Here is a 23,609-nt window from a genome sequence, read left to right as displayed (position 1 = left end):
CGCCGCCCCCGCCTCCATGTCCACATCGGCTCCCCGCTCCACCTCCCGCCGGAGGTGGAGACGGCGACCGCCACCGCCCGTGCGGCCGTCACCGCCGCCTGGCGCACCGCAGCGCACCACCTCGGCGAACCCGCGGCGCTCACCGGACGCTGAACGCGCCGCAGGCCCCGGCCCCGACCGGCGCAGCACGACAAGACGCGACGCGCCGCGCGACAGGGGAGCGGGCTACCCCGCGTCCCGGGCCGCCTGCTCCAGGCGCTGCCGGTAGCCTTCCCACCACGCGCGGTCGCCCGGCGGCATGTTCTCGTTGCCGGACCGCAGCCCGACCGCCCCGTCGACGAGCTCCCGCACGACGTCGGCGTGCCCGGCATGCCGCTGGAGGTCGGAGATCACATGGACCAGGATCTGGTGCAGCGTCACCCGGCTCCGCTCGTCGGGCCACCACGCCACCCGACCGACCGCGTCGAGCGGCAGCTCGGCGATCGTCGCGTCCGCGTGCTCGGTCACCCGGCGGTGCAGCGCCAGGATGTCCTCGCGGGACTCGTCGGCGGTCGCCCACATGTCCTGGTTCGCCTCGGCGTCGTCCTCGAAGGCGGGCACCACCACACCGAACGGCCGCCCGAACGTGTCGCCGAAGTAGCCCAGCTCCACCCCGGCGGCATGCTTGACCAGTCCGAGGAGGTTCGTGCCGGTCGGCGTCAGGGGGCGGCGGACGTCGTACTCCGACAGCCCTTCGAGCTTCCACAACAGGGTGTCGCGGGCGGACCGGAGATAGCGCTGGAGGTCGGCCTTGGGCTGAGAGAGGGTCATGCGCGCAGTCTGTCACCGGGCACTGACAATCCACATCGGCCCGGGGCCCGGGCAGCGGCGCGCACCCCGCCCGTCCCGGGACGCGCCCCGGGTGGCGGCGGCGCCCGGGGCGGCGTAGGTATGGAGAGGTGCTGCTCCGAGGGCGTACGACGCCACGGAGCGTGCCGGTCCGCAAACGGCCGGTGACCAGCAGGCCCACCCGGCCGGACCGCCGTCGGCGTCCGCCGGGTCACCACCGGGGGCGAGGAGACGGATCCCGATGACCGAGGCAGAGCAGAGCACCCCGGTGCACGGGATCCCGTGCTGGGTCAGCCTCATGACCCGGGACCTGCGGGCCGCCCAGGACTTCTACGGGACCGTCCTCGGGTGGACCTTCCGCTCCGGCACCCTCGGCGAGGGCTTCTCCGTCGCCCACGTCGGCGCCCTGCCCGTCGCCGGCATCGGACAGATCGCCCCCGGCCTGCCCACGGCCGTCTCCTGGACCCCCTACTTCGCGGTCTCGGACGTCGACACCGCCGCGGCCCGCGTCCGGGAACGGGGCGGCACCATCGCCGTCGGCCCGATCCGGATCGGCCCCGGTCGGGGAGCCATGGCCGCCGACCGGGAAGGGGCCGCTTTCGGCTTCTGGGAGGGCCGGACCCCACCCTGGTCGTTCGGCCGCGACAGCGCGCCCGCCTCCCTCGAACTGCGCACGAGCCACGCCTTCGACTCCGCGATCTTCTACGCCGAGGTGTTCGACTGGGCCTCCGAGGAACCCGGTGGCTGCGAGGTCGGCTACGCCTACCGGCAGGACGCGGTCGTCGTACGGCAGGGCGGCAGCACCGTGGCCACCCTGCGCAGCGGCGGGGACGCGTCGTCCCCCGACCCCCGGCTGCGCCCCCGGTGGCACGTCCGCTTCCAGGTCGAGGACCTGGAAGCGGTCACCGGGGCCGCCCGCGCGGCGGGCGGAACGGCCGGCCCGCCGATGGACTCGCCCGCCGACGGAAGCGAAGCGGTGATCAGCGACCCCGACGGCGGCATCTTCACCGTCTGCGCCCACCCGGCGTAACCGCGCCGCCGAGACCCTCAGCAGGCGCGGAACACGTACCCCGGCCGCCCGGCCGGGACGACGTCGAGATCCCGGCGCACCACGGAGACCGTCGCCCCCACGGACGAACACGCCTCCTTGAAGTCGTCCGCGGTGTACTCGACGACGAAGACCTTGTCCTCGTACGCGGCGGCGTAGTCGGCGCACTCGTCGTAGCGGCCGCACTCCTCGGCGACGGCGAAGTCGAACCCGATCTCCCTGCGCTGCCCCAGCAGGTCCGTGGTGTTCTTCTGGCCGATCGCCAGGCCCGCCGCGTGCGCGCGGTCGGCCAGGAGCTTCGCGAACGCCGCGTTGTCCGCCCGCGTCAGCAGACCGTCGGAACGCTCGTAGGAGTCGAGGTTGTCCGGCTCCACCGCCTGGAAACCGGACTCCGCGCAGCCGTCGATCCACTCACCGACGATCTTCGCCAGCCGGGTGCGCTTGTCCCCGGTCGAGGTGTCGAGCAGCGCCTCGCCCCAGTCCTCGTCCTCGATCAGGCCGCCGTCGGCGTTGCGCAGCAGCAGGTCCGGGTCGTCCTCCTCCCACCGGTCGAGGGCGTCGGGCTGGGTCTGGAAGGCGTTGACGTAGCAGACGTTGTAGAGGCCGTCGGCGGGCCGGGCGCCCCGGTCCCGGGAGACGGCCTCCACCCCGGCGGGCGGGGTGTACGGCCCGCCGATCTGGTAGTCGAAGACCGCGTTCGCGGTGGGCGGCACGACCTTCGGGGCGGCCTTGGCCGGGGAGTCCGTGGCGGAGGCGTGGGACAGGAGCAGTCCCGCTCCCGCCGCGACCGCGATCCCGCCGGCCAGGGCGGCGAGAACGCGCTTGCGGCGGAGCGGAGGACGGACGGTGGGCTGGGACATACGTACTCCTGTTGCGTGGGCTTCCGGCCTCCGCCGTGGCCCGTCAGGCCGGCGAGGCCTCGATGATCTGGACGATATTGGGCACGGGCAGCGGCGTCACGCCGCGCAGGACGAAGCCGCCCGCCGTGCACAGAGAGGTGAAATCGTCCACGGTCCGTTCCCGGCCGCCAACGTTGACCAGCATGTTGAGGTCGCTGAGGTAGACACCCCCCGGCGGGTCCGCCGGCACGGTGGCGGGCAGCACCGGTTCGACGATCAGCAGGGAGCCGTGGGCGGGGATGACGTCCCGGATGCGGCGCAGGATGGCCGCGCACGTCTCGTCGTCCCGGTCGTGGATGATGCTCTTCAGCAGATAGAGGTCGCCGCCGGCCGGGGCCGAGGCGAAGAAGCCGCCGGTCTCCAGGGCGACGCGCCCGGTCAGGCCTTCCTCGGCCGGCCGCCGCCGCGGCGCCTGCGCGAGCCCCTCGGCCGTGTCGAACAGGATGCCCTGGAGCTTGGGGTGCTCCCGCAGGACCGAGGCCAGCAGGGTGCCGTCGCCGCCGCCGATGTCCGCCAGGGTGCTGAAGCGTCCGAAGTCGTAGTGGTGCGGCACGGTGGCGGCGGCCAGCCGGGTGCCCTGGCTCATCGCCTCGTTGAACGCGGCGGACAGCTCGGGGTGCTCCTTGAGATGGCCGAAGAAGTCGGTCCCGAAGACCGTGTCGAACGTGGTTCCGCCCGTGCGGACGCTCGTCGAGCAGATCCCAGCCCCGCAGCATCACCGGATCGGTGAACATCCGGGCCATCGCGGCCATCGAGCCGGCCGTGTCGGTGCGCAGGAAGTCGCCCGCCGCGCTGGTCCGGAAGAGGCCCGGTTCCGTCTCGGACAGCAGCTGGAGTCCGGCCAGGGCGCGCAGCAGACGCAGCGTCGCCTGCGGATGGGTGCCGAGGGACTCGGCGAGCGCGTCGGCGGTCAGTTCGCCGGGCCCGATCCGGTCGAAGACGTCGAACCGCACGGCTGTGCCCAGCGCCTGGGTGGCCATCTGGCCGACCACGAGCCGGGACAACGCCCCGCGCGCCTGCCAGCCCACCGGCGCGTCCTCGCTGGTGCGGGTCTCCTGATCCTGGCCGCCCGTCATGTTCCGCACCCCCCTGTTGGGTTAGGTCGGTCCTAACCTCGAAGGGATCGAGGGGCGATCGGCCGTCCGCCCGCGAGCGTCTCGGCGGCCTCCGCCGCCACCGCCTCGGCCACGGTCGCCAGGGCGGGCGAGTCCAGCTTCCACTGCTGCCAGTGCAGGGGTACGTCCACGGTGTGGTCCGGGATGAGCAGCACCACCCGGCCGTCGCGCAGCAACGGCTCCGCCTGGACGTCCGGCACCATGCCCCAGCCCATGCCCGCCGCCACGGCGCTCGCGAACCCCTCCGAGGTGGGCACCAGATGACGCCGGGCGCTCGCCCGGGCCCCGGGGACGAGCCGGCGCACGAACGCGTCCTGCAGATCGTCGTGCCGGTCGAAGCTGATCACCGGGGCGTCCTCGATCAGCTCGCGCACATCGGTGCCCGCCCGCCTCCCCAGCCACCGCTCGGCGAAGCCGGGTTCGGCCACCGGCAGATAACGCATCCGGCCGAGCCTGCGCACCGAGCACCCCGTCACCGCATCCGGCGACGAGGTCACCGCGGCCATCACCAGCCCCTCCCGCAGCAGGGCGGCAGTATGGTCCTGGTCCTCCCGGTGCAGTTCGTAGGCGAGGTCAAGATCCTGCGGTACGCGCCGCAGGGCGGGCAGGAACCAGGTCGCCAGGGAATCGGAGTTCACCGCGATCGACAGGGGCGTCGGCTCGCCCGGCCCGGACATCCCGAGCGCCGTCCGCGCGTCGCGCTCCAGCCGAGCCAGCTGGCGGGCGAAACGCACCACCACCTCACCGGACTCGGTGGGCCGCACCGGCTTCGTACGCATCAGCAGCACCCGGCCGGTGCGCTGCTCCAGTGCCTTCACTCGCTGGCTGACCGCCGACGGTGTCAGCCGCAGGACGTTCGCTGCCGCGTCGAAGGTGCCTTCGTCGACCACGGCCAGCAGCGTGCGCACCTGGTCGAGAGGAAGCTCGGACATCATGAACGCTAATGATACGTAAGAATCTTTAGCTGGACGCCACGTTGCCGTGCTCCGTAGCGTCGGCTGCATGACGAACGCCCTGACCACCGCAGCCACCGGATTCGGTACCGGCCTCTCCCTCATCGTCGCCATCGGCGCCCAGAACGCCCTGGTGCTGCGCCAGGGTGTCCGCCGGGACGGCGTGCTCGCGGTGGTCGGGATCTGCGCCCTGTCCGACGCGGTGCTCATCACGCTGGGGGTCGCCGGCGTCGGTGCGGTCGTTGTCGCCTGGCCCTCGGCGCTCACCGTCGTGGGCCTGCTCGGCGGGCTGTTCCTCATCGGCTACGGGCTGCTCGCCGCCCGACGCGTACTGCGCCCGTCCGCCCTGCACCCGGGGGACGCCCCGGCCGCGTCGCGCCGGGGCGTCGTGCTGACCTGCCTGGCGATGACCTGGCTCAACCCGCACGTGTACCTCGACACCGTGTTCCTGCTGGGGTCCGTCGCCGCCGACCAGGGACCCCTGCGCTGGACCTTCGGCCTCGGCGCGATCCTCGCCAGCCTGTGCTGGTTCGCGGCGCTCGGCTACGGCGCCCGGCTGCTGAGCGGAGTCCTCGCGCGGCCCGCCGCGTGGCGGGTGCTGGACGGCCTGGTCGCCGCGATGATGATCGGCCTCGGTACGAAACTGGCGCTGGGCGCCTGAATGCCCGGCCGCCCGTTCCCTACGCGGATCGGGCGCCGGGCTCCCCGAGCGTCCTACGACACCACGAGGACGAGCTTGCCGGTGGTGCGGCCCGTCTCGCCCAGCGCGTGCGCCTTCGCCGCCTCGGCCAACGGGAAGGCCGCCTCGACATGGGCGCGCAGCTCGCCGGCCCGGACCAGGTCGGCGATGGCCGTCATGCCCGCGTGATCGGCCTCGACGAGCAGGTTCTCCACCCGGATCTCCCGCGCGGCGGCCTTCGCCGCCTCCGCCGGATCGCCGCCCGGCAGCAGCGACACGAGTGTGCCTCCCGGGCGCAGGACATCGAGCGAACGCGCACGCGTCTCGCCCGAGAGCGGGTCGAGCACCATGTCGACATCGCTCACCGCGTCCCCGAAGTCCACGGTGCGGTAGTCGATGACCTCGTCCGCCCCGATCCCGCGCACGAAATCGTGCTTGGCGGCACTCGCGGTGCCGATGACGTACGCCCCCAGCGACTTGGCGATCTGTACGGCGAGGTGGCCGACCCCGCCGGCGGCTGCGTGGATCAGCACCCGCTGCCCCGGCCGGACGTCCGCCGTGTCGACGAGCGCCTGGCGGGCGGTGAGCGCGGCGAGCGGGATGGCGGCCGCCTGAACGTGGTCGACGCCCTCGGGCTTGTGGGCGAAGGCGCGGGCCGGGCCGACCGTGAACTCGGCGTGGGAGCCCACACCGTACGGGTAGGGCAGCATGCCGAACACCTCGTCGCCCGGCTTGAAGAGGGTCACCCCGAAGCCCACCGACTCGACGACCCCGGACACGTCCCAGCCCAGGACGAGCGGCAGCCGGTCCAGGAACATCGCCTGGCCGCGGTGCTTCCAGTCCGTGGGGTTCACTCCGGCCGCCCGGACGGCGACCACGATCTGGCTCGGTCCCGCCACGGGCCGGGGGAGCCGGACCTCCTCCAGTACCTCGGGGCCTCCGTAGACGCTCTGGCTGATGGCGCGCATGCTCTCGTTCTTCGTCATGCGTCCAGCCTCACGCCTGTCCGCCCGGCGTACCATGGCATGATTGCCATCTTTCGACAGGATCGTGCCATGGGAAACGTGCACCGCGTCGCCGTACTCGCCCTGGACGGGGTGTATCCGTTCGAGCTCGGCATCCCGAGCCGGGTCCTCGGCGCGGCCGACGGCCGCTACTCCGTCGTGACCTGCACGGTGAACGGCCGGCCCGTGCGCACCAACGCCGACTTCTCGGTCACCGCCGAGCACGGCCCGGAGGTGCTGGCGACGGCCGACACCCTCGTCATCCCGCCCTTCGACACCTCCCTCCTCACCCGGGAAGCGCCCGCGGACGCCGTTGCGGCGCTCGCCGCCGTACGCCCCGGCACCCGCATCGTGTCCATCTGCACCGGCGCCTTCCTCCTGGCCTCGGCCGGGCTGCTGGACGGCCGGCGGGCCACCACCCACTGGGCGCTCGCGGAGCTCTTCCGGTCCTGGTACCCCCGGGTGCGGCTGGACCCGGGCGTCCTCTTCGTCGACGACGGGAACGTGCTGACCTCGGCCGGCGCGGCGTCAGGCGTCGACGTCTGCCTGCACCTCGTCCGCGCGGACCACGGCAGCGAGGTCGCCAACCGGGTCGCCCGGCTCTGCGTCGTACCGCCGTGGCGCGACGGGGGACAGGCCCAGTACATCGAGCAGCCCGTGCCCGCTCCGGCGGCGAACGGCACCGCCGCGACCCGCGACTGGGCGCTGCGCAACCTCCATGAGCCGCTGAGCCTGGCAAGCCTCGCCGACCACGCCCGGATGAGTCTGCGCACCTTCGTCCGGCGCTTCAACGAGGAGGTCGGCATGAGCCCGGGCCGATGGATCGTCCAGCAGCGGGTCGACCGGGCCCGGCACCTCCTGGAGTCCACGGACCTGGCGGTGGACGAGATCGCCGGCCGGGTCGGCTTCGCCACCGGAGCGTCGCTGCGCCAGCACCTGCACGCCGCCATCGGCGTCACTCCACTGGCCTACCGGCGTACGTTCAGGGGCGCGGTCCTCGCGGCCGGGCGGTCGTAGGGGAGGCCGGTGCGCGTCCAGGGCCCCGGCCGGTTCAGTCCTCCGGGGCCAGGCGGCTGAGGCGTTCGGCGCGCGCGGGGGTCAGATCGAGGGCGGTGAGGATGGAGGGCGCGGCGATGCTGGGGAGTATGTGCTGCTGCAGCGTGATGTGGCGGCGCTGCAGATCCTGGTAGTTGGTGAGAGTCTGGGATACGGCCTGGGTGCCCGTGAAGGCGGCCACGTACAGGTCCGCCGTCTCGGTGGGGTTGACGTGGGGGAGCAGCTCACCGTTGTGTTTGGCCTGCGCGAGGAGGTGGTGGGTGGCTTCCTGCCAGCGGAGGAAAGGGCCGCTGCGGTCGAGGCCCTGCGCCTGCTGGTCCATGGAGAGGCGCACGCCTGCCCGGGCGAGGAGACTGGTCTGCAGGCGGTGGCTGAACAGCATCCCCAGATCGATGAGTTCCTGGAGCTTGAGAGAGTGCTCCGGAACGGTCTGCGGCGGCTCCTGTGCGGCGAGAACGCCGAGCGCGAGATCTTCCTTGGACGGAAAATGAAAGTAGAGAGCGCCTTTCGTGACGTCGGCGCTTTTCAGTATTTCCGTGATCGTCGCGGCTTGATAACCGTATTTCTCAAAAGCCTGCGCCGCTGCCATCAGGATTGCCTGGCGGGTGCGGATCGCCCGGTCCTGCTTGGCCATCCTGTCTCCTTTGCTGGGCCGGATGGCCCGGGAAACGGCCGGGACGGTGTGGGGAGGGGCGGCCCTGCCGGGGATAGAAAAAAAACCGCTGAGTCTGTATCTTATCAGCGCACGTGCATCGCAGGAACGGCTCGCCATCACATGACCCCTGGGGGGAGTTATGCCCGAAGCAGCAGCCCTGATCGACTCGGTGCCGGCAATGGATTCGGAGGCCGACATGGTGCATCCCGTGGGGATCGACATGGTGCACCGGACCAGGCCGGAGGACGCCTTTCCGCGTAACTGGGTACGCCTGGCGCACGATCGGTTCTCGGTGGCGGCCGTCCTGCCGCACGATCACCCGTTCTTCGCTCCGGTCGGCGGCGACCGGCACGACCCGCTGCTGGTCGCCGAAGCGATGCGCCAGGCGGCCATGCTCGCCTTCCACGCCGGCTACAGCGTTCCGCTCGGTTACCACTTCCTGATGGCGGATCTGGACTACGTATGCCACCAGGACCACTTGGGCGTCGGCGGAGTCCCCACCGAGATAGACGTCGAGGTGTTCTGCTCCGACCTGAAGTGGCGCAGCGGACTGCCCGTGGAGGGACGCGTGGGCTGGGCGGTGCACCGGGACGGGGAGCTGGCGGCCACGGGGATGGGCGCGACCCGCTTCACCAGCCCCAAGGTGTACCGGCGGATGCGCGGCGACGCCCCCGTCGAGGGGATATCGATACCGCGGGCGGCGCCGGTCGCCGCTGCCCGCGCCGGCCGGAGCAGGACCGAGGACGTCGTCCTGTCGGACACCGGCCGCGAAGGCGTCTGGGAGCTGCGCGTGGACACCCGGCACCCGACGCTGTTCCAGCGCCCCAACGACCATGTCCCGGGCATGCTGCTGCTGGAGGCGGCCCGTCAGGCGGCCTGCCTCGCGGCGGGGCCCGGCGGCATCGTTCCGGCGGAGGCGAGCACCCGGTTCCACCGGTACGCCGAGTTCGGCAGCCCGTGCTGGATCAGCGCGGTGCTCCTGCCGGAAGAGTCCGATGACACGGTGACGGTCCAGGTGACAGGCCATCAGGACGACCAACCGGTGTTCTCCACACTTCTGTCCGGCCCGCGGGCCGACGGCTGAGAGGTTCCACGCCAGTGATTCTCGTGACGGGTGCGACCGGAGCGGTGGGCCGTGAGGTCGCCGGGCTGCTGGCGGCTGCCGGTCCCGTACGGATCCTCGCGCGCCGTCCGGAGCGTCTGAGGGTACGAGGGGAGGGGGTCGAGGTCGTCGAGGGGGCGTACGGGGACCGCCCCGCCCTCGACCGGGCGCTGCGGGGCGTCAACTCGGTGTTCCTGGTGACGAACAGCCCCACGGAACCCGACGACGAGCGGGTCGCCGGGGCGGCCGCCGCGGCGGGCGTCCGCCACCTGGTCAAGCTCTCCATGATGGCGGTGGAGGAGCCGGGCGCCGACGACTTCATCACCCGGCGCCAGCGGCAGAACGAAGAGGCGATCATGGAGTCGGGGGTCCCCTGGACGTTCGTCCGCCCCAGGACGTTCATGTCCAACACGCTGTCCTGGGCGCCCGGCATCCGCTCGACGGGAGTGGTGCGCGCCCTGTACGGCGACGCCCGGGTCGCGTGCGTCGACCCCCGCGACGTCGCCGCGGTCGCCGTCGCCGCACTCACCGGTACGGGCCACGAGGGCAGGGCGTACGCCGTCTCCGGACCGGAGGCGATCACCGCGCGGGAGCAGACGGCTCAGCTCTCCCGGGTGCTGGGGCGGCCACTGCGCTTCGAGGAACTCGGCCTGGACGCCGCACGCACCGCCCTGCTGGCGAAGTATCCGCGGCCCGTCGCGGAAGCCTTCCTGGAGAGCGCCGAGCGCCAACGGGCGGGTGCGAAGGCGGCCGTTGTGCCCACGGTCCAGGAGCTGACGGGGCGCCAGGCCCGGTCGTACCGCACTTGGGCGGCCGACCACGCGGACGCGTTCGCGGCCGAATGAGGTCACTGCCCAAGATGGGCGAGGCGCGTCAAACCGCGCCGGACCACGGAAAGGCCCGATCGAACACATTCTCCCCTTCCGGTCTGTTTCCGTGGTTCCCAGGGCGGATATGGCCCAAAAATGGGCCCGGGAGCCTCTGGCGCAATCTCCCGTTCCCTGGAAATGAAACCGGTAAGTTGGTTTGATAACTCCATGACCAAACAGGAGCGCGCCACCCGGACCCGCCAGGCGCTCATCCGCTCCGCCGCCGTCGTCTTCGAACAGCACGGCTATGCCCAGGCACGGCTGGCGCTGATCAGCTCCGGCGCGGGCGTCAGCACGGGCGCGCTGCACTTCCACTTCGAGAACAAGGCCGCGGTCGCGGAAGCCGTGAAGGCGGAGGCGTCCCAAGGGCTGCGCGACATGTCCGCCGCGATCCGGCGCAGGACGGACACCGCCCTGCAGGCACTCGTCGACACCTCGCACGCCCTCGTGGAACGGCTGCGCGGGGACCCGGTGAGCCGGGCCGGATTCCGGCTGAGCTACGACGGCGAGCGGGCCACCGCCCCTGACCTGCGGATGGAGTGGCACCACCGCGTGCGGGAACTGCTGGACGAGGCGGCCGCCGCCGGAACACTCGCCGACGACATCACCCGCGAGGACGCGGCAGCCGCGACCGTCGCCGTGACGGCCGGGTTCGAGGTGCTCGGCCGCCATGATGCCGAGTGGCTGACCCCGTACCGGCTCACGGGATTCTGGCAGTTGCTGCTGCCCCGGCTCGCCACCCCGGAGACGCTTGTACGCGTGGACCCGTCCGGCACGGGCACGGTGCCGCCGACCCGAGGACCCGCGCTCGCGGGGCTTGTCGCGGGCGAGGCAGACGTACCGGCGGAGGCGACGGCGGCGGCCGAGGCCAACTGACCGCCCTGGAGGCCAACCGGCCACTGGTCGAGGCCGACTGACCACGTCGAGGCCTTGCTGGACCTCTGTGTTCGCGGCCGACGGAGAGACCCTCACCTCCGACTCCACCCTGCGCTTCCGTGAGCGTAAGGAGGCCGAGGCGGACCTGAGGACAGCCGGATTCGCCGTGCGCGAGGTGCGCGACGCACCCGACCGGCCGGGCCGGCAACTCGTGTTCATCGCTCGTCGGCCGGACCCCGCCGAGCGCCGCTGATCACGTCCGACCCGGCGGCGTCGGATCCCCAGCTCGCCAGCAGACGCAGGGCCTGGGCCGACTCCGAACCCGGCTCCGCGTGATAGGTCACCAGATGCTGTTCCTCGTCGTCCGGGAGGTTCAGCGTCTCGTACGACAGGGTCAGGTCCCCGGCGAGCGGATGCCGGACCAGCTTGACGCCGTGCCCCTTCTCCTTGACGTTGTGCGTGGCCCACAGCCGCCGGAACTCGTCGCTCTTGACCGAGAGTTCGCCGACCAGCGCCGACAGCTCCGGATCGTCCGGGTGACAGCCCGCGTACAGCCGCAGATAGCTGACCATGTCCGAGGCCTTGGAGTCCCAGTTGACGAACAGGTCCCGATAGGCGGGGGAGAGGAACACCAGGCGCGCCCAGTTCCGCTCACCCGGAGGCAGGGCGCCCCAGTCGCCGAACACCGCGGCCGCCATCGCATTCCAGGCCAGGATGTCCGAGCGCGCCCCCGTCACGTACGCGGGGATCCCGTCCATGCTGTCGAGCAGATACAGCAGCCCGGTCCGTACCCGCTGCACCCGGGCCGGGCGGCGCTTCTTCTTGAGCCGCGCCGGCCTCGCCAGATGGGTCAGATGCGCGTGCTCGGCATCGGTGAGCCGCAGCGCCCGCGCGATCGCGTCCAGCACCTCGGCCGACACATTGCGCCCGTTGCCCTGCTCCAGGCGCGTGTAGTACGCCACGGAGACCCCGGCCAGCTGCGCCAGCTCCTCCCGGCGCAGACCCGGCACCCGGCGGTGCCGGCCGAAGTCCGGCAACCCCACGTCCTGCGGCTGGAGCTTCGCCCTCCGCGTACGCAGGAACTCACTGAGCTCGGCCCGCCGGTCCAGCGGCTCGGGAGCGGCGGCCTCCGGCTGATCGTCCATGCACCCCATTATTCCTGGCGATCCTGGTCGTAGGCGCCGGAGCCTGTCCCCGTCAGTAGTAGGACCGCTGGACATAGGCAGAGCGGTGACCTGGGTAAACGTCGGACACGGTGTGACGCTGGGAAAGTTCCGACCGCATCACCCAGAGGAGAACCTCCGGCATGACCACCGTTGCCGCCTACGCCGCTCCCCGTGCCAAGGCCCCGCTGGAGCGCACCACGATCGAGCGTCGTCCGGTGGGCGAGTTCGACATCCTGATCGACATCAAGTTCGCCGGAATCTGCCACTCCGACATCCACCAGGCCCGCGACGGCTGGGGCGAGGGCATCTTCCCCATGGTGCCCGGCCACGAGATCGCCGGGATCGTCGCCGAGACCGGCTCCGGGGTCACCCGGTTCAAGGTCGGCGACCGCGTCGGCGTCGGCTGCATGGTCGACTCCTGCGGCCAGTGCGACGGCTGCCTGATGGGCCGCGAGCAGCACTGCGCCGAGGGGAACACCCAGACGTACAACGCGCTCGACCGCAGCGGCGAGCCCACCTACGGCGGCTACTCGACGCACCTCGTCGTGACCGAGAAGTTCGCCGTCTCCATCCCCGAGGGCATCGCCCTCGACGAGGCCGCGCCGCTCCTGTGCGCGGGCATCACCACGTACTCCCCGCTCAAGCGCTGGGGCGCGGGCCCCGGCAAGAAGGTCGCCGTCGTCGGCCTCGGCGGCCTCGGCCACATGGCCGTCAAGATCGCGCACGCGCTCGGCGCCGAGGTCACCGTCCTCTCCCAGTCGCTGCGGAAGAAGGACGACGGGCTCAAGCTGGGCGCCGCCCACTACTACGCGACCAGTGACCCCAAGACCTTCGAGGAGCTGGCCGGCACCTTCGACATCATCCTCTCCACGGTCTCTGCCCCACTGGACTTCGGCGCCTACCTCGGCCTGCTGCGCACCGAGGGCACCCTGGTCAACGTGGGTGCCCCCGAGGAGCCGATCTCGCTGAACCTCTTCTCCCTGATCCTGGGCAACAGGTCGATCGCGGGTTCGGCGATCGGCGGGATCAAGGAGACCCAGGAGATGCTGGACTTCTGCGCCGTGCACGGGCTCGGCGCAGAGATCGAGGTGATCGAGGCGAGCCAGGTCAACGAGGCGTACGAGCGGGTTCTCGCGAGCGACGTCCGCTACCGCTTCGTGATCGACACCGCGACCATCTGACGCGCGCCGCCCACCGGGCGGCCCCCGCGCCGAGAGCATCCGCCCCGAGCACCTCACGTGCTCGGGGCGGACGCGTGCGAGGGTTCCTGCCCCGTCGCGCGCGGGCGGCCCGGTCCGGCCGACAATGACGGAAGACGGCCGGGCGGACCGCGCCGGAGCGATCGGCCCGGGAGAGGAGCGTGCGGGATGAGCGCACAGCGGCTTCCCTCGGTCGGGCCCTCGCGGAACACACAGCGGCTTCCTTCAGGCACGGCCCCGCAGAGCGCCCGGCGGTTCGCCGGAGGCGAGGCCCCGGGGTACGTACAGGGGGCTTCCGGGGCTTCGCGATACGCAGAGGGGGCTTCCGAGCCCCCGCGATACGCGCACGGGATATCCGGATGCCGGGCCCGGCCGAGCGTCTCGTCGGCTGCCGCCCTCCGCCACGCCCCGCTCCCTCAGGGGGCGGCAAGGTGATCGCCGGGCCGCAGCGCGCGACGATCCTCCGCCGGGCCGTCCGGGTCACCCTCGCGGCGAGCGTGGGTTTCTACCCCCTGCTGTACGGAGCCGGGCTCCCGGTCGCCGCCCTGTACGGCCTCTTCGCGCCCATCGCCATGGGCCTGCTCTCCGTGGTACCCGGCTCCGGCCCCCAGCGTGCCTCCATCATGCTCCGCGGCCTGCCCCCGGCACTGGTCCTGGCGACCCTGGGAACCCTGCTCGCGGTCGACACCTGGGCAGCCGTCGGCGGCATGCTCGGCATCGGATTCCTGCTGGCGTTCGTGGCCGTGGCCGGACCCCGCCCGGCCGGCATCGCCCCCGGCCTCCAGCTCTTCTACATCCTCGCCTGCTTCCCGCCGTACGCCCCCGACACGCTCGTGGAGCGGCTGGCGGGGCTCACGGCGGGCGCGCTGCTCCTCGCCGCCTGCGAGATCCTGCTGCCCGATCCGGCCGCACCCTCCTACCGGGAACGGCTGGCCGCCGCCCTCGACGAGGCGGCGCGCGCGGCCGCACCCGGAGGTGTACCGCCGCAGCGGCTGCGGGACGCCGGATCGACCCTGCGCCTGGCGGACGTACCCCCGGCGGAACGGCCGGCCGGCCCCGGGCGCGCGGACCGGGCGCTGGAACAGGCCGGCCGCTCCGCCCGCAGACTCCTCGACCAACTCGCCACGCTCGCCGAAGCCCCGCCCGCCCCGGCCGACCCCGAGACCGCCGCGCTCCTGGGCCGGGTCGCGGAGCTGTGCACCGCCTGCGCCCGGTTCCTGCGCACCGGCAGCCGCCCTCCGCCCGCCGGCGCACTGGAGAAGGCGATGCGGGGCTTCCAGGCCGACCGGGTGCGTCTGGCCGCCGGGCCGCCCGGTGAACGGCTCCCCGTCGACGTGCTGCGACGGCAGTCCCGGGTGCTGGCGCTCGCCGAATCGGCGCGGATGGTGGAGGTCACCGTCGACATCGCCACGCACGGGGGACCCACCGAACCCGCCGCCCCGCGTGACCTGTTCTGGTACGCCGACCTCTCCACGCCCAGGCTGTGGGCCCGGCGCGTCCTCGGCAACGTCACCTTCCGGTCCGTGCTGTTCCAGAACGCCGTACGGACCGCGCTCGGCCTCGCCGCGGCCCGGGCGGTGGCCGGCTCCCTCGACCTCGCCCACGGGTTCTGGGTGCTCCTCGCCGTCCTGACCCTCGGACGGACGACCGCTGGCGCGACCTGGCGGGCGGTCCGCCTGGCGGTGGCGGGCAACGCGGTGGGCGCGCTGGTGGCCGGGGCGCTCGTGATCGGGCTCGGCCGGCACACCGACGTGTACGCCGCCCTGCTCGCCCCCGTCATGCTGGCGGCCTTCGCGCTGGGGCCGCTGCTGGGCATCGCGTACGCGCAGGCGCTGTTCACGCTCGTCGTCGCCACCGCGTTCGCCCAGATCGCGCCGGTCACCTGGGCGCTGTCGGAGGCGCGGATGATCGACGTCGTCACCGGCAGCGTCATCGGTCTGCTGTGCGGCCTCCTGGCTTGGCCGGCCGGGGCCCGGCGGGAGGTCCACCGGGCCATGGCGGGGCTGCTGAGGACGTGCGCCCCGCTCGTGCCGGTGACCGCACAGGCACTGCTCGCGCCCCCGGGCGGCTCCCGCACCGCACCGCAGACCCTGCCGGGCGTCCACCGGCTGCGCCTCGCCGAAGCGGCGTACGCCCAGTGCCGCGCCGAGACACCGGTCGACGGGGAGAGCGACCGCGCCGACTGGCACGCCGTGCTCATCGCGGCCAACCACATGCTCCTCGGCGCGCAGTGGCTGCCCCGCTTCGGCCTCCGCCCGGCCTCCGGCGCCACGGACGCGTCCGCGGCCTGGGCCGGGGGAACCGCGTCCGCCCTGGTGGCGCAGACCGACCGGATCGCCCGGCTGCTCACCGCCGAGCGTCCGGGGCCCGCGCCGCCACCGCCGAGCGCCCCGGACCGTGATTTGCCCTCGCCCCTGTCCGTGGACCTGGAGGTGTGGATGACGAGCCTCGCCCAGCAGCTCGCCCGTATCGAGTCCTCGGTCACGCCGACGCCGGGCACGCAGCCGCCGAACGCCCGCTCAGGATGACCGGCGGGGACGGCCGGCGTCCCCGTTCTAGGACGGGGACGGGGACGGGGACGGGGACGGCGAACCCTCGGGCAGCCCCCCGGGCTCCGGCTCCCTCGGCTCCTCCACGAGCTGCTCGCGGAGGTAGTTCCAGATCACGGCGATCACCGCCGCCACCGGCACGGCGAGCAGGCTCCCCACTACCCCGGCGAGGCTGCCGCCCAGCGTCACCGCGAGCAGCACGACCGCCGCGTGCAGGCCGAGACCCCGGCTCTGGATCATGGGCTGGAAGACATTGCCCTCCAGCTGCTGCACCACGATGATGATCGCCAGCACGAGCAGGGCGTCCATCAGGCCGTTCGAGACCAGGGCGATGACCACCGCCACGAACCCGGCGAACAGCGCCCCGACGATCGGCACGAACGCGCAGACGAAGGTCAGCACCGCCAGCGGCAGCACCAACGGCACGTCGAGGATCCACAGACCGAGGCCGATGAAGACCGCGTCCAGCAGACCGACGAACGCCTGGGACCGGACGAACGCTCCCAGGGTCGCCCAACTGCGCGATGCCACCTCGGGGATGTCGGTGGCGAACCTGCCGGGGAGCTGACGGGTGAGCCACGGGAGGAAGCGCGGCCCGTCCTTGAGGAAGAAGAACATCAGGAAGAGCGCCAGAACCGCCGTGACCACCCCGTTGACCACGGTGCTCACTCCGGTGACGGCGGTGGTGACGACACTGCCGACGCTGTCCTGAAGCCGGTCGGTCGCGCTGTCGAGGGCACCGGTGATCTGGTCGTCGCCGATGTTCAGCGGCGGACCGGCCGCCCACTCGCGGAGTTTGTCGATGCCCGCGACCACCCGGTCGGCCAGCTCCCCGGACTGGTCCGCGACCGGCACCGCGATCAGGGCCACGATGCCCGCCCCCACGAGCAGGGCGAACACCGTCACCACCGACGCTGCCAGCGCCGGCCACCAGCCGTGCCGGCGGAGGAAGCGGGCTAGCGGCCAGGTCAGCGTGGTGAGGAACAGACCGACTATCAGCGGCCATACGACCGACCACATCCGGCCCAGCACCCACAACGCGACCGCCGCGGCCACGAGGACCAGCAGCAGCTCTGCGGAGACCCGTGCCGACGTGCGGAGAGCGGCCGCGGCCTTTGTCGAACTCAATGGCGAAGACATGGCGTCACCCTATGGGTTCGGCAAACCTGTTCCGGCCACCCCCGCGGCCCGCCGACGCCCGGCACCGGCCGGGAGGGCCGCCCGGTCCGTCAGCGCAGCGCCGACGGCAGCCCCTCCCGGTGAACGATGCCGAGCCGCTGGGTGGCACGGGTGAGCGCCACATACAGATCGCTCGTGCCGAACAGGCCGGGCTCCACGACCAGCACATGGTCGAACTCCAGTCCTTTGGCCTGGCGCGGATCCAGCAGCACCACCGTCCGCGTCAGGTCCGGGGCCTCACCCGCCGTCACCCCGGCGAGCGGAGCGGCGATCTCCTCGTGGACCGCACGCGGCGCGATCACCGCGAGGCGCCCCTCCCGGGGCGTCAGCTCCGCGACGGCCTCGGCCACCGCGCCCGCCAGATCCTCCCCGGCGTCCCGCGTCCAGGGCTTCTCACCGGTCGACCGCACCGACACGGGCGCGGTGAACGAAGGGTCCTTCTCCCTGAGGACCCCGGCGGCCAGTTCCATGATCTCGGCGGGCGTACGGTAGTTGACCTCCAGCGTCACGTGCTCGAAGCGGTCGCCCACGTACGGGGAGAGGATCCGCTCCCAGGACCCGACGCCCGCCTCCTCGGAGGTCTGGGCCGGGTCGCCGACCAGGGTCATCGAGCGGGTCGGCGCCCGTCGCATCAGCAGCCGCCACGCCATCGGCGACAGCTCCTGCGCCTCGTCGACGATGATGTGCCCGAACGCCCACGTACGGTCGGCGGCGGCCCGCTCGGCCGCCGTGCGGTGGTCGGCCTCCTCGTGCCGCTCCGCCATCCGCTCGGCGTCGATGATGTCGTGCGCGGCGAGCACCTCGGACTCCTCGTCCTCGAACTCGTAACTCTCCGAACCGCGCGACAGCTCCAACACCCCCTGCGCGTAGCCGACCCGCTCCTGCCGGGCCGCCTCCGCGGCCGCCCGCTCCGCGCTGTCGTCGACGCCGAGCAGCTCGGCGGCCTCGTCGAGCAGCGGCACGTCGGCGGGGGTCCACGCCCCGGCGGCGGGCCCGCGCCGGATCGCTTCCGCGTCCTCGTCCGGTACGTACACCGGGTCGGCCAGATAGTCGGCGAGGAAGCCCTCGGGGGTGAGCGGCGGCCACAGCTCGTCCACGGCCGCGTGCACCTCCTTGCTCAGTGCGACGTCCCGGCCGAGCTGGGCCACGTCGTCCGGGCCGAGGAAGTTGGGCCCGCCGTACGGGTCCGCGCCGATGCGTTCCACGAGTTGCGCGGTGAGCGCGTCGATGACCCGGAAGACGAAGTGCGGACGCGCCAGATTGTGCGGCAGCCGGGTGTCGCGGGCCGCCTGGCGGGCCTCATAGGCGATCTCCCAGTCCAGGATCAGATCCCCGCCGTCCTCGTGCGGGATCACCATCGCCGCCCCGGGCTCCGGCAGTCGCTGCCGGTCGCGTACGGCCAGGGCGAGGGCCTCGGCCATCGGCTCGCCGCCCTTGACGGCGGCGGCGCGCGGAGTGTCCGTACCGGTGGCGTGCACCCCGGGGAACAGCTCGGCCTGCGTGGCGAGCAGCACCCCGGTCTCGCCGAGCGACGGCAGCACCTCCGCGATGTAGCGCAGGAACGCCGGGTTGGGACCCACGATGAGCACGGCGCGCTTGGCCAGCAGCTCGCGGTGCTCGTACAGCAGGAACGCCGCCCGGTGCAGCGCGACGGCCGTCTTTCCGGTGCCAGGGCCGCCCTCGACGACGAGGACACCGCGGTGCGGGGCCCGGATGATGCCGTCCTGCTCGGCCTGGATGGTCCGCACGATGTCGCCCATGCGTCCGGTGCGCGCGGAATTGAGCGCCGCGAGCAGCACGGCGTCGCCGTTCGGATCCTCGAAACCGGTGCGGTCGTCGTCCCCGAGATCGAGGATCTCGTCATGGAGCTCGGTGACCGTGCGGCCCTCGGTGGTGATGTGGCGACGTCGGCGCAGACCCATCGGGGTGTGCCCCGTGGCGAGATAGAAGGGACGCGCCACCGGCGCCCGCCAGTCGATCAGAACAGGCGTGTGTTCGGTGTCGTCCTCCCGGATCCCGATCCGGCCGATATGGTGCGCGAGCCCGTCGGAGCGATCGATGCGGCCGAAACACAGAGACCCGTCCACCGCGTTCAGCGCCGCGAGCAGCCCCGAGCGCTCCGCGACGAGGATGTCCCGCTCCAGCCGCGCCTGCTGACCCGTGCCGACCGGCGTCAGCGCGTGCTCGACACCCTCGGCCGCCACCCCGCGCAGCGCGTCGACCCGGGCATGGAGCCGATCGATGAATTCCTGCTCTTCCCGCAATTCGTCGCTTTCCCGGTTTGACAAAACGGCTCCCCGCCAGATATATTCGTATCCATAAGGCCCCCGAGCGGGGCCTTTCTGCATGTGCGCAGAAGAATCCAATATACGCGCAATAATCCCCGGACCGCAATGACGGTCCGGGATTATCGCGTGCGGAAGCGGGGGCGGCCGGATGTCGGGCTCCCCGGCGTGCGCTCCCGGCAGGCCCGTCCGACACTGATGGCGGACAACGGATTCGGCGTCCGGACCGGAGAGAGCCATGAGCACACACTTCGAAGCAACGGTCGACATCGACCGCCCCATCGAGGAAGTCTTCGCCTATCTCGCGGACGGCCAGAACGACCCCGAGTTCAGTCCGCGGGTCCAGCGCATCGAGAAGACACCGAACGGCCCGACCCACGTCGGCACCGTTTTCCACAGCACCGTCAAAGACGCGGGCATGACCACCCGGCGTGATTTCGAGATCAGCGAACTGGTCGCTCCGACCCGTATCCGCTGGCAGGAACAGTCCAAGAACCTCATCACGGCGGCCGAGGGCGGCTACGACCTCGAAGCCACACCGGACGGCGGCACGCACGTAAGGCTTTTCAACGTCCTGGAGGGTCACGGAGTCGGCAAACTGCTGGTCGGTTTCGCGGGAAGCGCGGCCCGCAAGGACGCACCGGCGTTCGGGCAGCGCATCAAGGAGGCCGTCGAAGGGACCTGATCCGGCGTCAGTCCGGCAGGGGGACGCGGATCACCGGGTCGAACGGGTGCTTGTTGAAGCCGCTGCGCACATTGCGGCACTCCGGCGCCTCGCACATGAAGAACTCATCGACGCTCCGGCGGCCCGTCCGGCCGCGGAGCCAGGTCTTCTCGGTGGCGGTGAGAGAGCGGTGCTGTTCATCGGAATCACACGTGTAGCAGTACATGGCGCGGGCCGGCACGGGACCTCCTGAAGCGGGCGAACAGGCGGAAGGCGAAGCATATGAGGGCACGCGGGGCGGGGACAGGGTGCGACGCGCCCGAACCCGTAGGTGTCGGTGCATGCCCCGGCGCGTCATCACACTCCGCGCCGGGAGCGCGCGCCACGGCGGCTCCCCCCTCGTCCGGAGAGCCGCCGCGATTCGGTCGCCCGCGTCAGCGGGTCAGGGAGAACACCTGCGCCGAGGAACCGGAGCAGGGCTGCTGCGAGAGCCTGGCCCCGTTGGCCGTCGAGGAGTTGTCGACACTGAGGCACTTGCCGCTGTGGCGGGCGACGAAGCGGTACTGTCCCGCGCCGGCCAGGGCCTCCGGACGCCACTGCTGGTTTGCGCCACCCCCGTACGACCACAGATGCACCCTGGCGCCGTCGGCGGTCGTACCCGGACCGCCGTCGACGTCCCAGGCCTTCGCGTTGTGCCGGTTCACCACCTGGTAGTGGCCCACGTCGGTCGGGCGGAACTGCCAGCCCTGGTTGGCCCCGGTCCCACAGGCCCACTGCTGCAGCCCGGTCCCGTCGGCAGTACCCCAGTCGGCCGCGTCCAGGCAGGCACCGCTGTTGGCGTTGCGCACCTGGTACCAGGCGGCGGGGTCGATGGACTCCACGGGCGGCTCGGTCGTTCCGCCGCTCCCGTCCCAGGTGAAGGTCGCGACGGCCCCCGCGGGCAGGGTGTGGGCGAGCGACCTGCCGTTGTCGGTCAGGGAGAACCGCTGTGATCCCGAAGCGGTGTTGACGACCACGGCGGCCCGGCTGCCGTCGCTGTTCTGGAAGGCGACGTTCTGCACCCCACCTGCGCCCTGGCTGGAGGATCCGATCCGCACGGCCCCCGCCTTGATGAACTTCGAGACGTGGCCCAGGACGTAGAACTCGGCGTTGCGGGTCACCCGGCCGCCGTCGATCTCGACGATGCCGTTGCAGCGGTTGGTGCAGTGCCCTTGGTGGGGGCCGCCTTCCCGGTCGAGGGCGAGGTTCCAGTTGATGACCGTCTCGCCGCCGTTGCGCAGGTTCTGCACGACCAGGTTCTCGGCGTGCCACCTGAGCGTGTCGCCGAACGTCGTCGCCGGGTTCGCGCTGTCGGTGCCGGAGCACTCCGTGAAGAAGACCCGCTTTCCGGCGTCGGTGATCTGCTTCTGCGCGGCGGGCGCCCCGCCGTAGCAGTGGAACGCGGCGCCGATGATCCGCTGGATGCCGCCCGTCCGGGCGAAGACGTCGAGCGGGTAGTTCGGGTGGTCCCAGTTGTGGTCGTAGGCCAGGATGTTGGTCGGCAGGTTCGCGGCGGTGAGCGTCCGGTCCAGGACCCGCAGGAAGTCCGCCTGCTGGACCGAGGTCATGCTCATCGACGGGTAACCGGTCGCGAACTCCGGCTCGTTCTGCGCCGTGAGATCGGTGAGCGTGATGCCCTCCTGCCCGTACGCCCTGATCGCCTTGACCAGGTAGTCGGCGTAGGTCTGGTAATGCTCCGTCCGTAGACTCCCGCCGTTGAGCGAGTTGTTGGTCTTCATCCAGGCCGGGGGCGACCAGGGCGATCCCATGAAGCGGATGGCCGGGTTGATGGCGGTGGCCTGCTTCAGCACCGGGATGATCCGGCTCCGGTCCCGGTCGATGGAGAAGGCGCCCCGGGTGTCCTCGTACGTGTACGGATCGGTGTTCGCGTCGAAGTCGGTGCTGCCGAGGGGCTGGCGCAGGTAGTTGAGCCCGATGCCGTCGCCCTCCGTGGAGAAGAGCGACTTCAGCACCGTGGTGCGCTGCGCCTGGGGGAGCCCCTGGAGGAGATGGGCGGAGGCGCCCGTCACGGAGGCTCCCGCGCCCGTGAACTTCTGCCCCTTGGCGGCGGCGTCGATCCGGATGTCGATCGCCTGCGGGGACCCGGTGAAGGGGACGTTCCCCTCCGGGGTGAGCTTCTTGGATCCGTCGGGCGTGGTGACCCACACCCGGGCGACCGGGTCGGCCGCCCGGGCGGTTCCGGTGGAGCCGTTGACGCCGAGTGCGGCGACGGTCACGACGAGCGCGGCGCCGGCCGCGCGCGCTCTGAAACGCAGGGGAGTGGAGCTTGGCATGGTTGCGGCTCTCCTTGGGTTCGTACCTGCTGACAGGCGGCACCCCGGCGGACGGAGGGCGCGGCGGTCGCCTCGCTCCGGGCGTGCCGGTCACAAGAGGGCGGGACAACGGCATGAAAGCACACCCACTAAGTGGTTAGTAAGTGGTCGGCTCCGGTGTTCTCGCGCGCTTTCCTGAAGATCTTCACCGGGGCTCCGGCAGGCTTAAGCTGATCCGGTGAGCAACCAGTCAGTGAGCAGACCGGCAAGCAGCCCGGCGGGGCCCCGCACGCCGCGCAGCCCGGAAGCCCGGAAGCGGCAGCAGGACATCCTGGCCATCGCCATGGACACCTTCGCCGCCCGCGGCTACAACAACGCCTCGCTCGCCGAGATCGCGGACCGGGTCGGCCTCACCCAGGCCGGGGTGCTGCACTACTTCCGCTCCAAGGCCCTGCTCCTCACCAGCGTGCTCGAACTGCGCGACCAGCGGGACATCGAGCAGCTCGGCCCCGACCGCCCCCAGGGGCTGGACTTCCTGCGCCACCTGGTGAACACCGCACTGCGCAACGCGGAGCGCGAGGGCATCGTCCGGCTGTACGCGGTGCTCTCGGCGGAGTCCGTCACCGACGACCACCCCGCCCAGGACTACTTCCGCGACCGCTACGACGGACTGCGCGCCTTCGTCGCCGAAGCCCTGCGCGAGGCCTGCGAACTGCCCGCCGACCGCGCGGAGATGGCCGACAACGCGGCCAACGCCATCATCGCGGTCATGGACGGACTCCAGGTCCAGTGGCTTCTGGCCCCGGAATCCGTGGACATGGCCGCCTCGACCGATCTCGTGGTCACCTCACTGCTGGCGGCCCTCGCCCCCGAACGTTTCGGTCCGCACGCGGCAGGCTGAAGGCAGGGCGGGCGGACCACCCGCCCCGGGGTGGGCCGGCTGCGCGGGGGTGACACAAACGGCGGGGGGACCACCATGAGCGCTGATCGCCTCGTCGGGTGGGGCCGGAACCGCGACCTCCAGGAACGCGGTGACGGACCGGGCGGGCGTCCGGGGCGGCGGCCACGACCGCCAGAACCGGACCAGGGAGGCGATTCTCGGCGGGGCGGCGACCGCCCCGGCCAGCCGTTAGCCGGTCGGGGCGGTCGGCCGCCGAGCACTCCTGTACGA

Annotated in this window: 20 protein-coding genes and 2 pseudogenes; 11 read left to right on the top strand and 11 right to left on the bottom strand. The window is 72.1% G+C overall.

Annotated features, from left to right (window positions below):
• Nucleotides 1-153 (top strand): annotated as a pseudogene (locus D3105_RS35370) (1-acyl-sn-glycerol-3-phosphate acyltransferase); the annotation flags it as partial.
• A 72-nt stretch (nt 154-225) separates the two neighbouring features.
• Here D3105_RS35370 and D3105_RS17440 read toward each other — a convergent pair.
• Nucleotides 226-810, bottom strand: a complete 585-nt coding sequence (locus D3105_RS17440; RefSeq protein WP_118904101.1) for a DinB family protein — start codon at nt 808-810, stop codon at nt 226-228.
• Nucleotides 811-1,069: 259 nt separating this feature from the next.
• Between D3105_RS17440 and D3105_RS17435 the strand changes: the two genes are divergently transcribed.
• Nucleotides 1,070-1,858 (top strand): VOC family protein, encoded by a 789-nt coding sequence (locus tag D3105_RS17435; protein ID WP_118904100.1) that lies wholly within the window; start codon nt 1,070-1,072, stop codon nt 1,856-1,858.
• Between the two features lie 17 nt (nt 1,859-1,875).
• On the opposite strand, the gene D3105_RS17430 is transcribed toward D3105_RS17435, so the two are convergent.
• The 3 genes and pseudogenes from D3105_RS17430 to D3105_RS17420 form a co-directional block, all read right to left on the bottom strand.
• Nucleotides 1,876-2,736 carry an endo alpha-1,4 polygalactosaminidase gene (locus D3105_RS17430; protein WP_118904099.1) on the bottom strand — a complete coding sequence of 287 codons (861 nt, stop codon included), beginning with the start codon at nt 2,734-2,736 and terminating at the stop codon, nt 1,876-1,878.
• Between the two features lie 43 nt (nt 2,737-2,779).
• A pseudogene (locus tag D3105_RS17425) lies at nt 2,780-3,851 on the bottom strand (methyltransferase).
• Nucleotides 3,852-3,883: 32 nt separating this feature from the next.
• Nucleotides 3,884-4,825 (bottom strand): LysR family transcriptional regulator ArgP, encoded by a 942-nt coding sequence (locus D3105_RS17420; RefSeq protein ID WP_118904098.1) that lies wholly within the window; start codon nt 4,823-4,825, stop codon nt 3,884-3,886.
• Between the two features lie 67 nt (nt 4,826-4,892).
• On the opposite strand from D3105_RS17420, the gene D3105_RS17415 reads away from it, so the two are divergent.
• Complete coding sequence (locus D3105_RS17415) at nt 4,893-5,504, top strand: LysE/ArgO family amino acid transporter (protein ID WP_118904097.1); 612 nt, start codon at nt 4,893-4,895, stop codon at nt 5,502-5,504.
• Between the two features lie 53 nt (nt 5,505-5,557).
• Here D3105_RS17415 and D3105_RS17410 read toward each other — a convergent pair whose 3' ends face one another.
• Entirely contained in the window at nt 5,558-6,508 is a 951-nt protein-coding gene (locus tag D3105_RS17410) for an NADP-dependent oxidoreductase (RefSeq protein WP_240646937.1), read from the bottom strand.
• A gap of 69 nt (nt 6,509-6,577) precedes the next feature.
• Between D3105_RS17410 and D3105_RS17405 the strand changes: the two genes are divergently transcribed.
• The gene (locus D3105_RS17405; protein ID WP_118904096.1) at nt 6,578-7,543 is read left to right on the top strand and encodes a GlxA family transcriptional regulator; all 966 of its coding nucleotides are present in this window, start codon (nt 6,578-6,580) and stop codon (nt 7,541-7,543) included.
• A 34-nt stretch (nt 7,544-7,577) separates the two neighbouring features.
• Here D3105_RS17405 and D3105_RS17400 read toward each other — a convergent pair whose 3' ends face one another.
• Nucleotides 7,578-8,216, bottom strand: a complete 639-nt coding sequence (locus D3105_RS17400) for a ScbR family autoregulator-binding transcription factor (RefSeq protein ID WP_118904095.1) — start codon at nt 8,214-8,216, stop codon at nt 7,578-7,580.
• Nucleotides 8,217-8,433: 217 nt separating this feature from the next.
• Between D3105_RS17400 and afsA the strand changes: the two genes are divergently transcribed.
• The 3 genes from afsA (at nt 8,434) to D3105_RS17385 (ending at nt 11,084) form a co-directional block, all read left to right on the top strand.
• Nucleotides 8,434-9,321 carry a 2-oxo-3-(phosphooxy)propyl 3-oxoalkanoate synthase gene (afsA, locus tag D3105_RS17395; RefSeq protein ID WP_276311834.1) on the top strand — a complete coding sequence of 296 codons (888 nt, stop codon included), beginning with the start codon at nt 8,434-8,436 and terminating at the stop codon, nt 9,319-9,321.
• A 14-nt stretch (nt 9,322-9,335) separates the two neighbouring features.
• A complete protein-coding gene (locus D3105_RS17390) occupies nt 9,336-10,184 on the top strand; it encodes an NAD(P)H-binding protein (protein WP_118904093.1) in 849 nt (282 codons plus the stop codon).
• 192 nt (nt 10,185-10,376) lie between these two features.
• On the top strand, nt 10,377-11,084 hold the full coding sequence (locus D3105_RS17385) for a ScbR family autoregulator-binding transcription factor (protein WP_118904092.1): 708 nt from the start codon (nt 10,377-10,379) through the stop codon (nt 11,082-11,084).
• A gap of 215 nt (nt 11,085-11,299) precedes the next feature.
• Here D3105_RS17385 and D3105_RS17375 read toward each other — a convergent pair whose 3' ends face one another.
• A complete protein-coding gene (locus D3105_RS17375; RefSeq protein ID WP_118904091.1) occupies nt 11,300-12,229 on the bottom strand; it encodes a helix-turn-helix domain-containing protein in 930 nt (309 codons plus the stop codon).
• A gap of 161 nt (nt 12,230-12,390) precedes the next feature.
• Between D3105_RS17375 and D3105_RS17370 the strand changes: the two genes are divergently transcribed.
• A complete protein-coding gene (locus D3105_RS17370; RefSeq protein WP_118904090.1) occupies nt 12,391-13,431 on the top strand; it encodes an NAD(P)-dependent alcohol dehydrogenase in 1,041 nt (346 codons plus the stop codon).
• A gap of 449 nt (nt 13,432-13,880) precedes the next feature.
• On the top strand, nt 13,881-15,977 hold the full coding sequence (locus D3105_RS17365; protein WP_240646936.1) for an FUSC family protein: 2,097 nt from the start codon (nt 13,881-13,883) through the stop codon (nt 15,975-15,977).
• Nucleotides 15,978-16,004: 27 nt separating this feature from the next.
• Here D3105_RS17365 and D3105_RS17360 read toward each other — a convergent pair whose 3' ends face one another.
• Together D3105_RS17360 and D3105_RS17355 are read right to left on the bottom strand one after the other, a co-directional pair.
• Nucleotides 16,005-17,138 carry an AI-2E family transporter gene (locus D3105_RS17360; protein WP_118904088.1) on the bottom strand — a complete coding sequence of 378 codons (1,134 nt, stop codon included), beginning with the start codon at nt 17,136-17,138 and terminating at the stop codon, nt 16,005-16,007.
• A gap of 89 nt (nt 17,139-17,227) precedes the next feature.
• Nucleotides 17,228-19,441, bottom strand: coding sequence for a HelD family protein (locus tag D3105_RS17355; protein WP_206272779.1), 2,214 nt, complete (start codon nt 19,439-19,441; stop codon nt 17,228-17,230).
• A 259-nt stretch (nt 19,442-19,700) separates the two neighbouring features.
• On the opposite strand from D3105_RS17355, the gene D3105_RS17350 reads away from it, so the two are divergent.
• The gene (locus tag D3105_RS17350; RefSeq protein WP_118904086.1) at nt 19,701-20,147 is read left to right on the top strand and encodes an SRPBCC family protein; all 447 of its coding nucleotides are present in this window, start codon (nt 19,701-19,703) and stop codon (nt 20,145-20,147) included.
• Between the two features lie 7 nt (nt 20,148-20,154).
• On the opposite strand, the gene D3105_RS17345 is transcribed toward D3105_RS17350, so the two are convergent.
• Entirely contained in the window at nt 20,155-20,367 is a 213-nt protein-coding gene (locus tag D3105_RS17345) for a hypothetical protein (protein ID WP_010060614.1), read from the bottom strand.
• Nucleotides 20,368-20,560: 193 nt separating this feature from the next.
• Nucleotides 20,561-22,459, bottom strand: a complete 1,899-nt coding sequence (locus D3105_RS17340; RefSeq protein ID WP_118904085.1) for an RICIN domain-containing protein — start codon at nt 22,457-22,459, stop codon at nt 20,561-20,563.
• A gap of 217 nt (nt 22,460-22,676) precedes the next feature.
• On the opposite strand from D3105_RS17340, the gene D3105_RS17335 reads away from it, so the two are divergent.
• Complete coding sequence (locus D3105_RS17335) at nt 22,677-23,339, top strand: TetR/AcrR family transcriptional regulator (RefSeq protein WP_276311832.1); 663 nt, start codon at nt 22,677-22,679, stop codon at nt 23,337-23,339.
• The last annotated feature ends 270 nt before the right edge of the window (nt 23,340-23,609 follow it).

Origin of the sequence: Streptomyces globisporus (assembly GCF_003501885.1) — a bacterium.
GTDB classification, from domain to species: domain Bacteria; phylum Actinomycetota; class Actinomycetes; order Streptomycetales; family Streptomycetaceae; genus Streptomyces; species Streptomyces globisporus_D.
The sequence above is the reverse complement of the archived record's forward strand: the minus strand, read 5'-3'. Positions and strand labels throughout refer to the sequence as shown.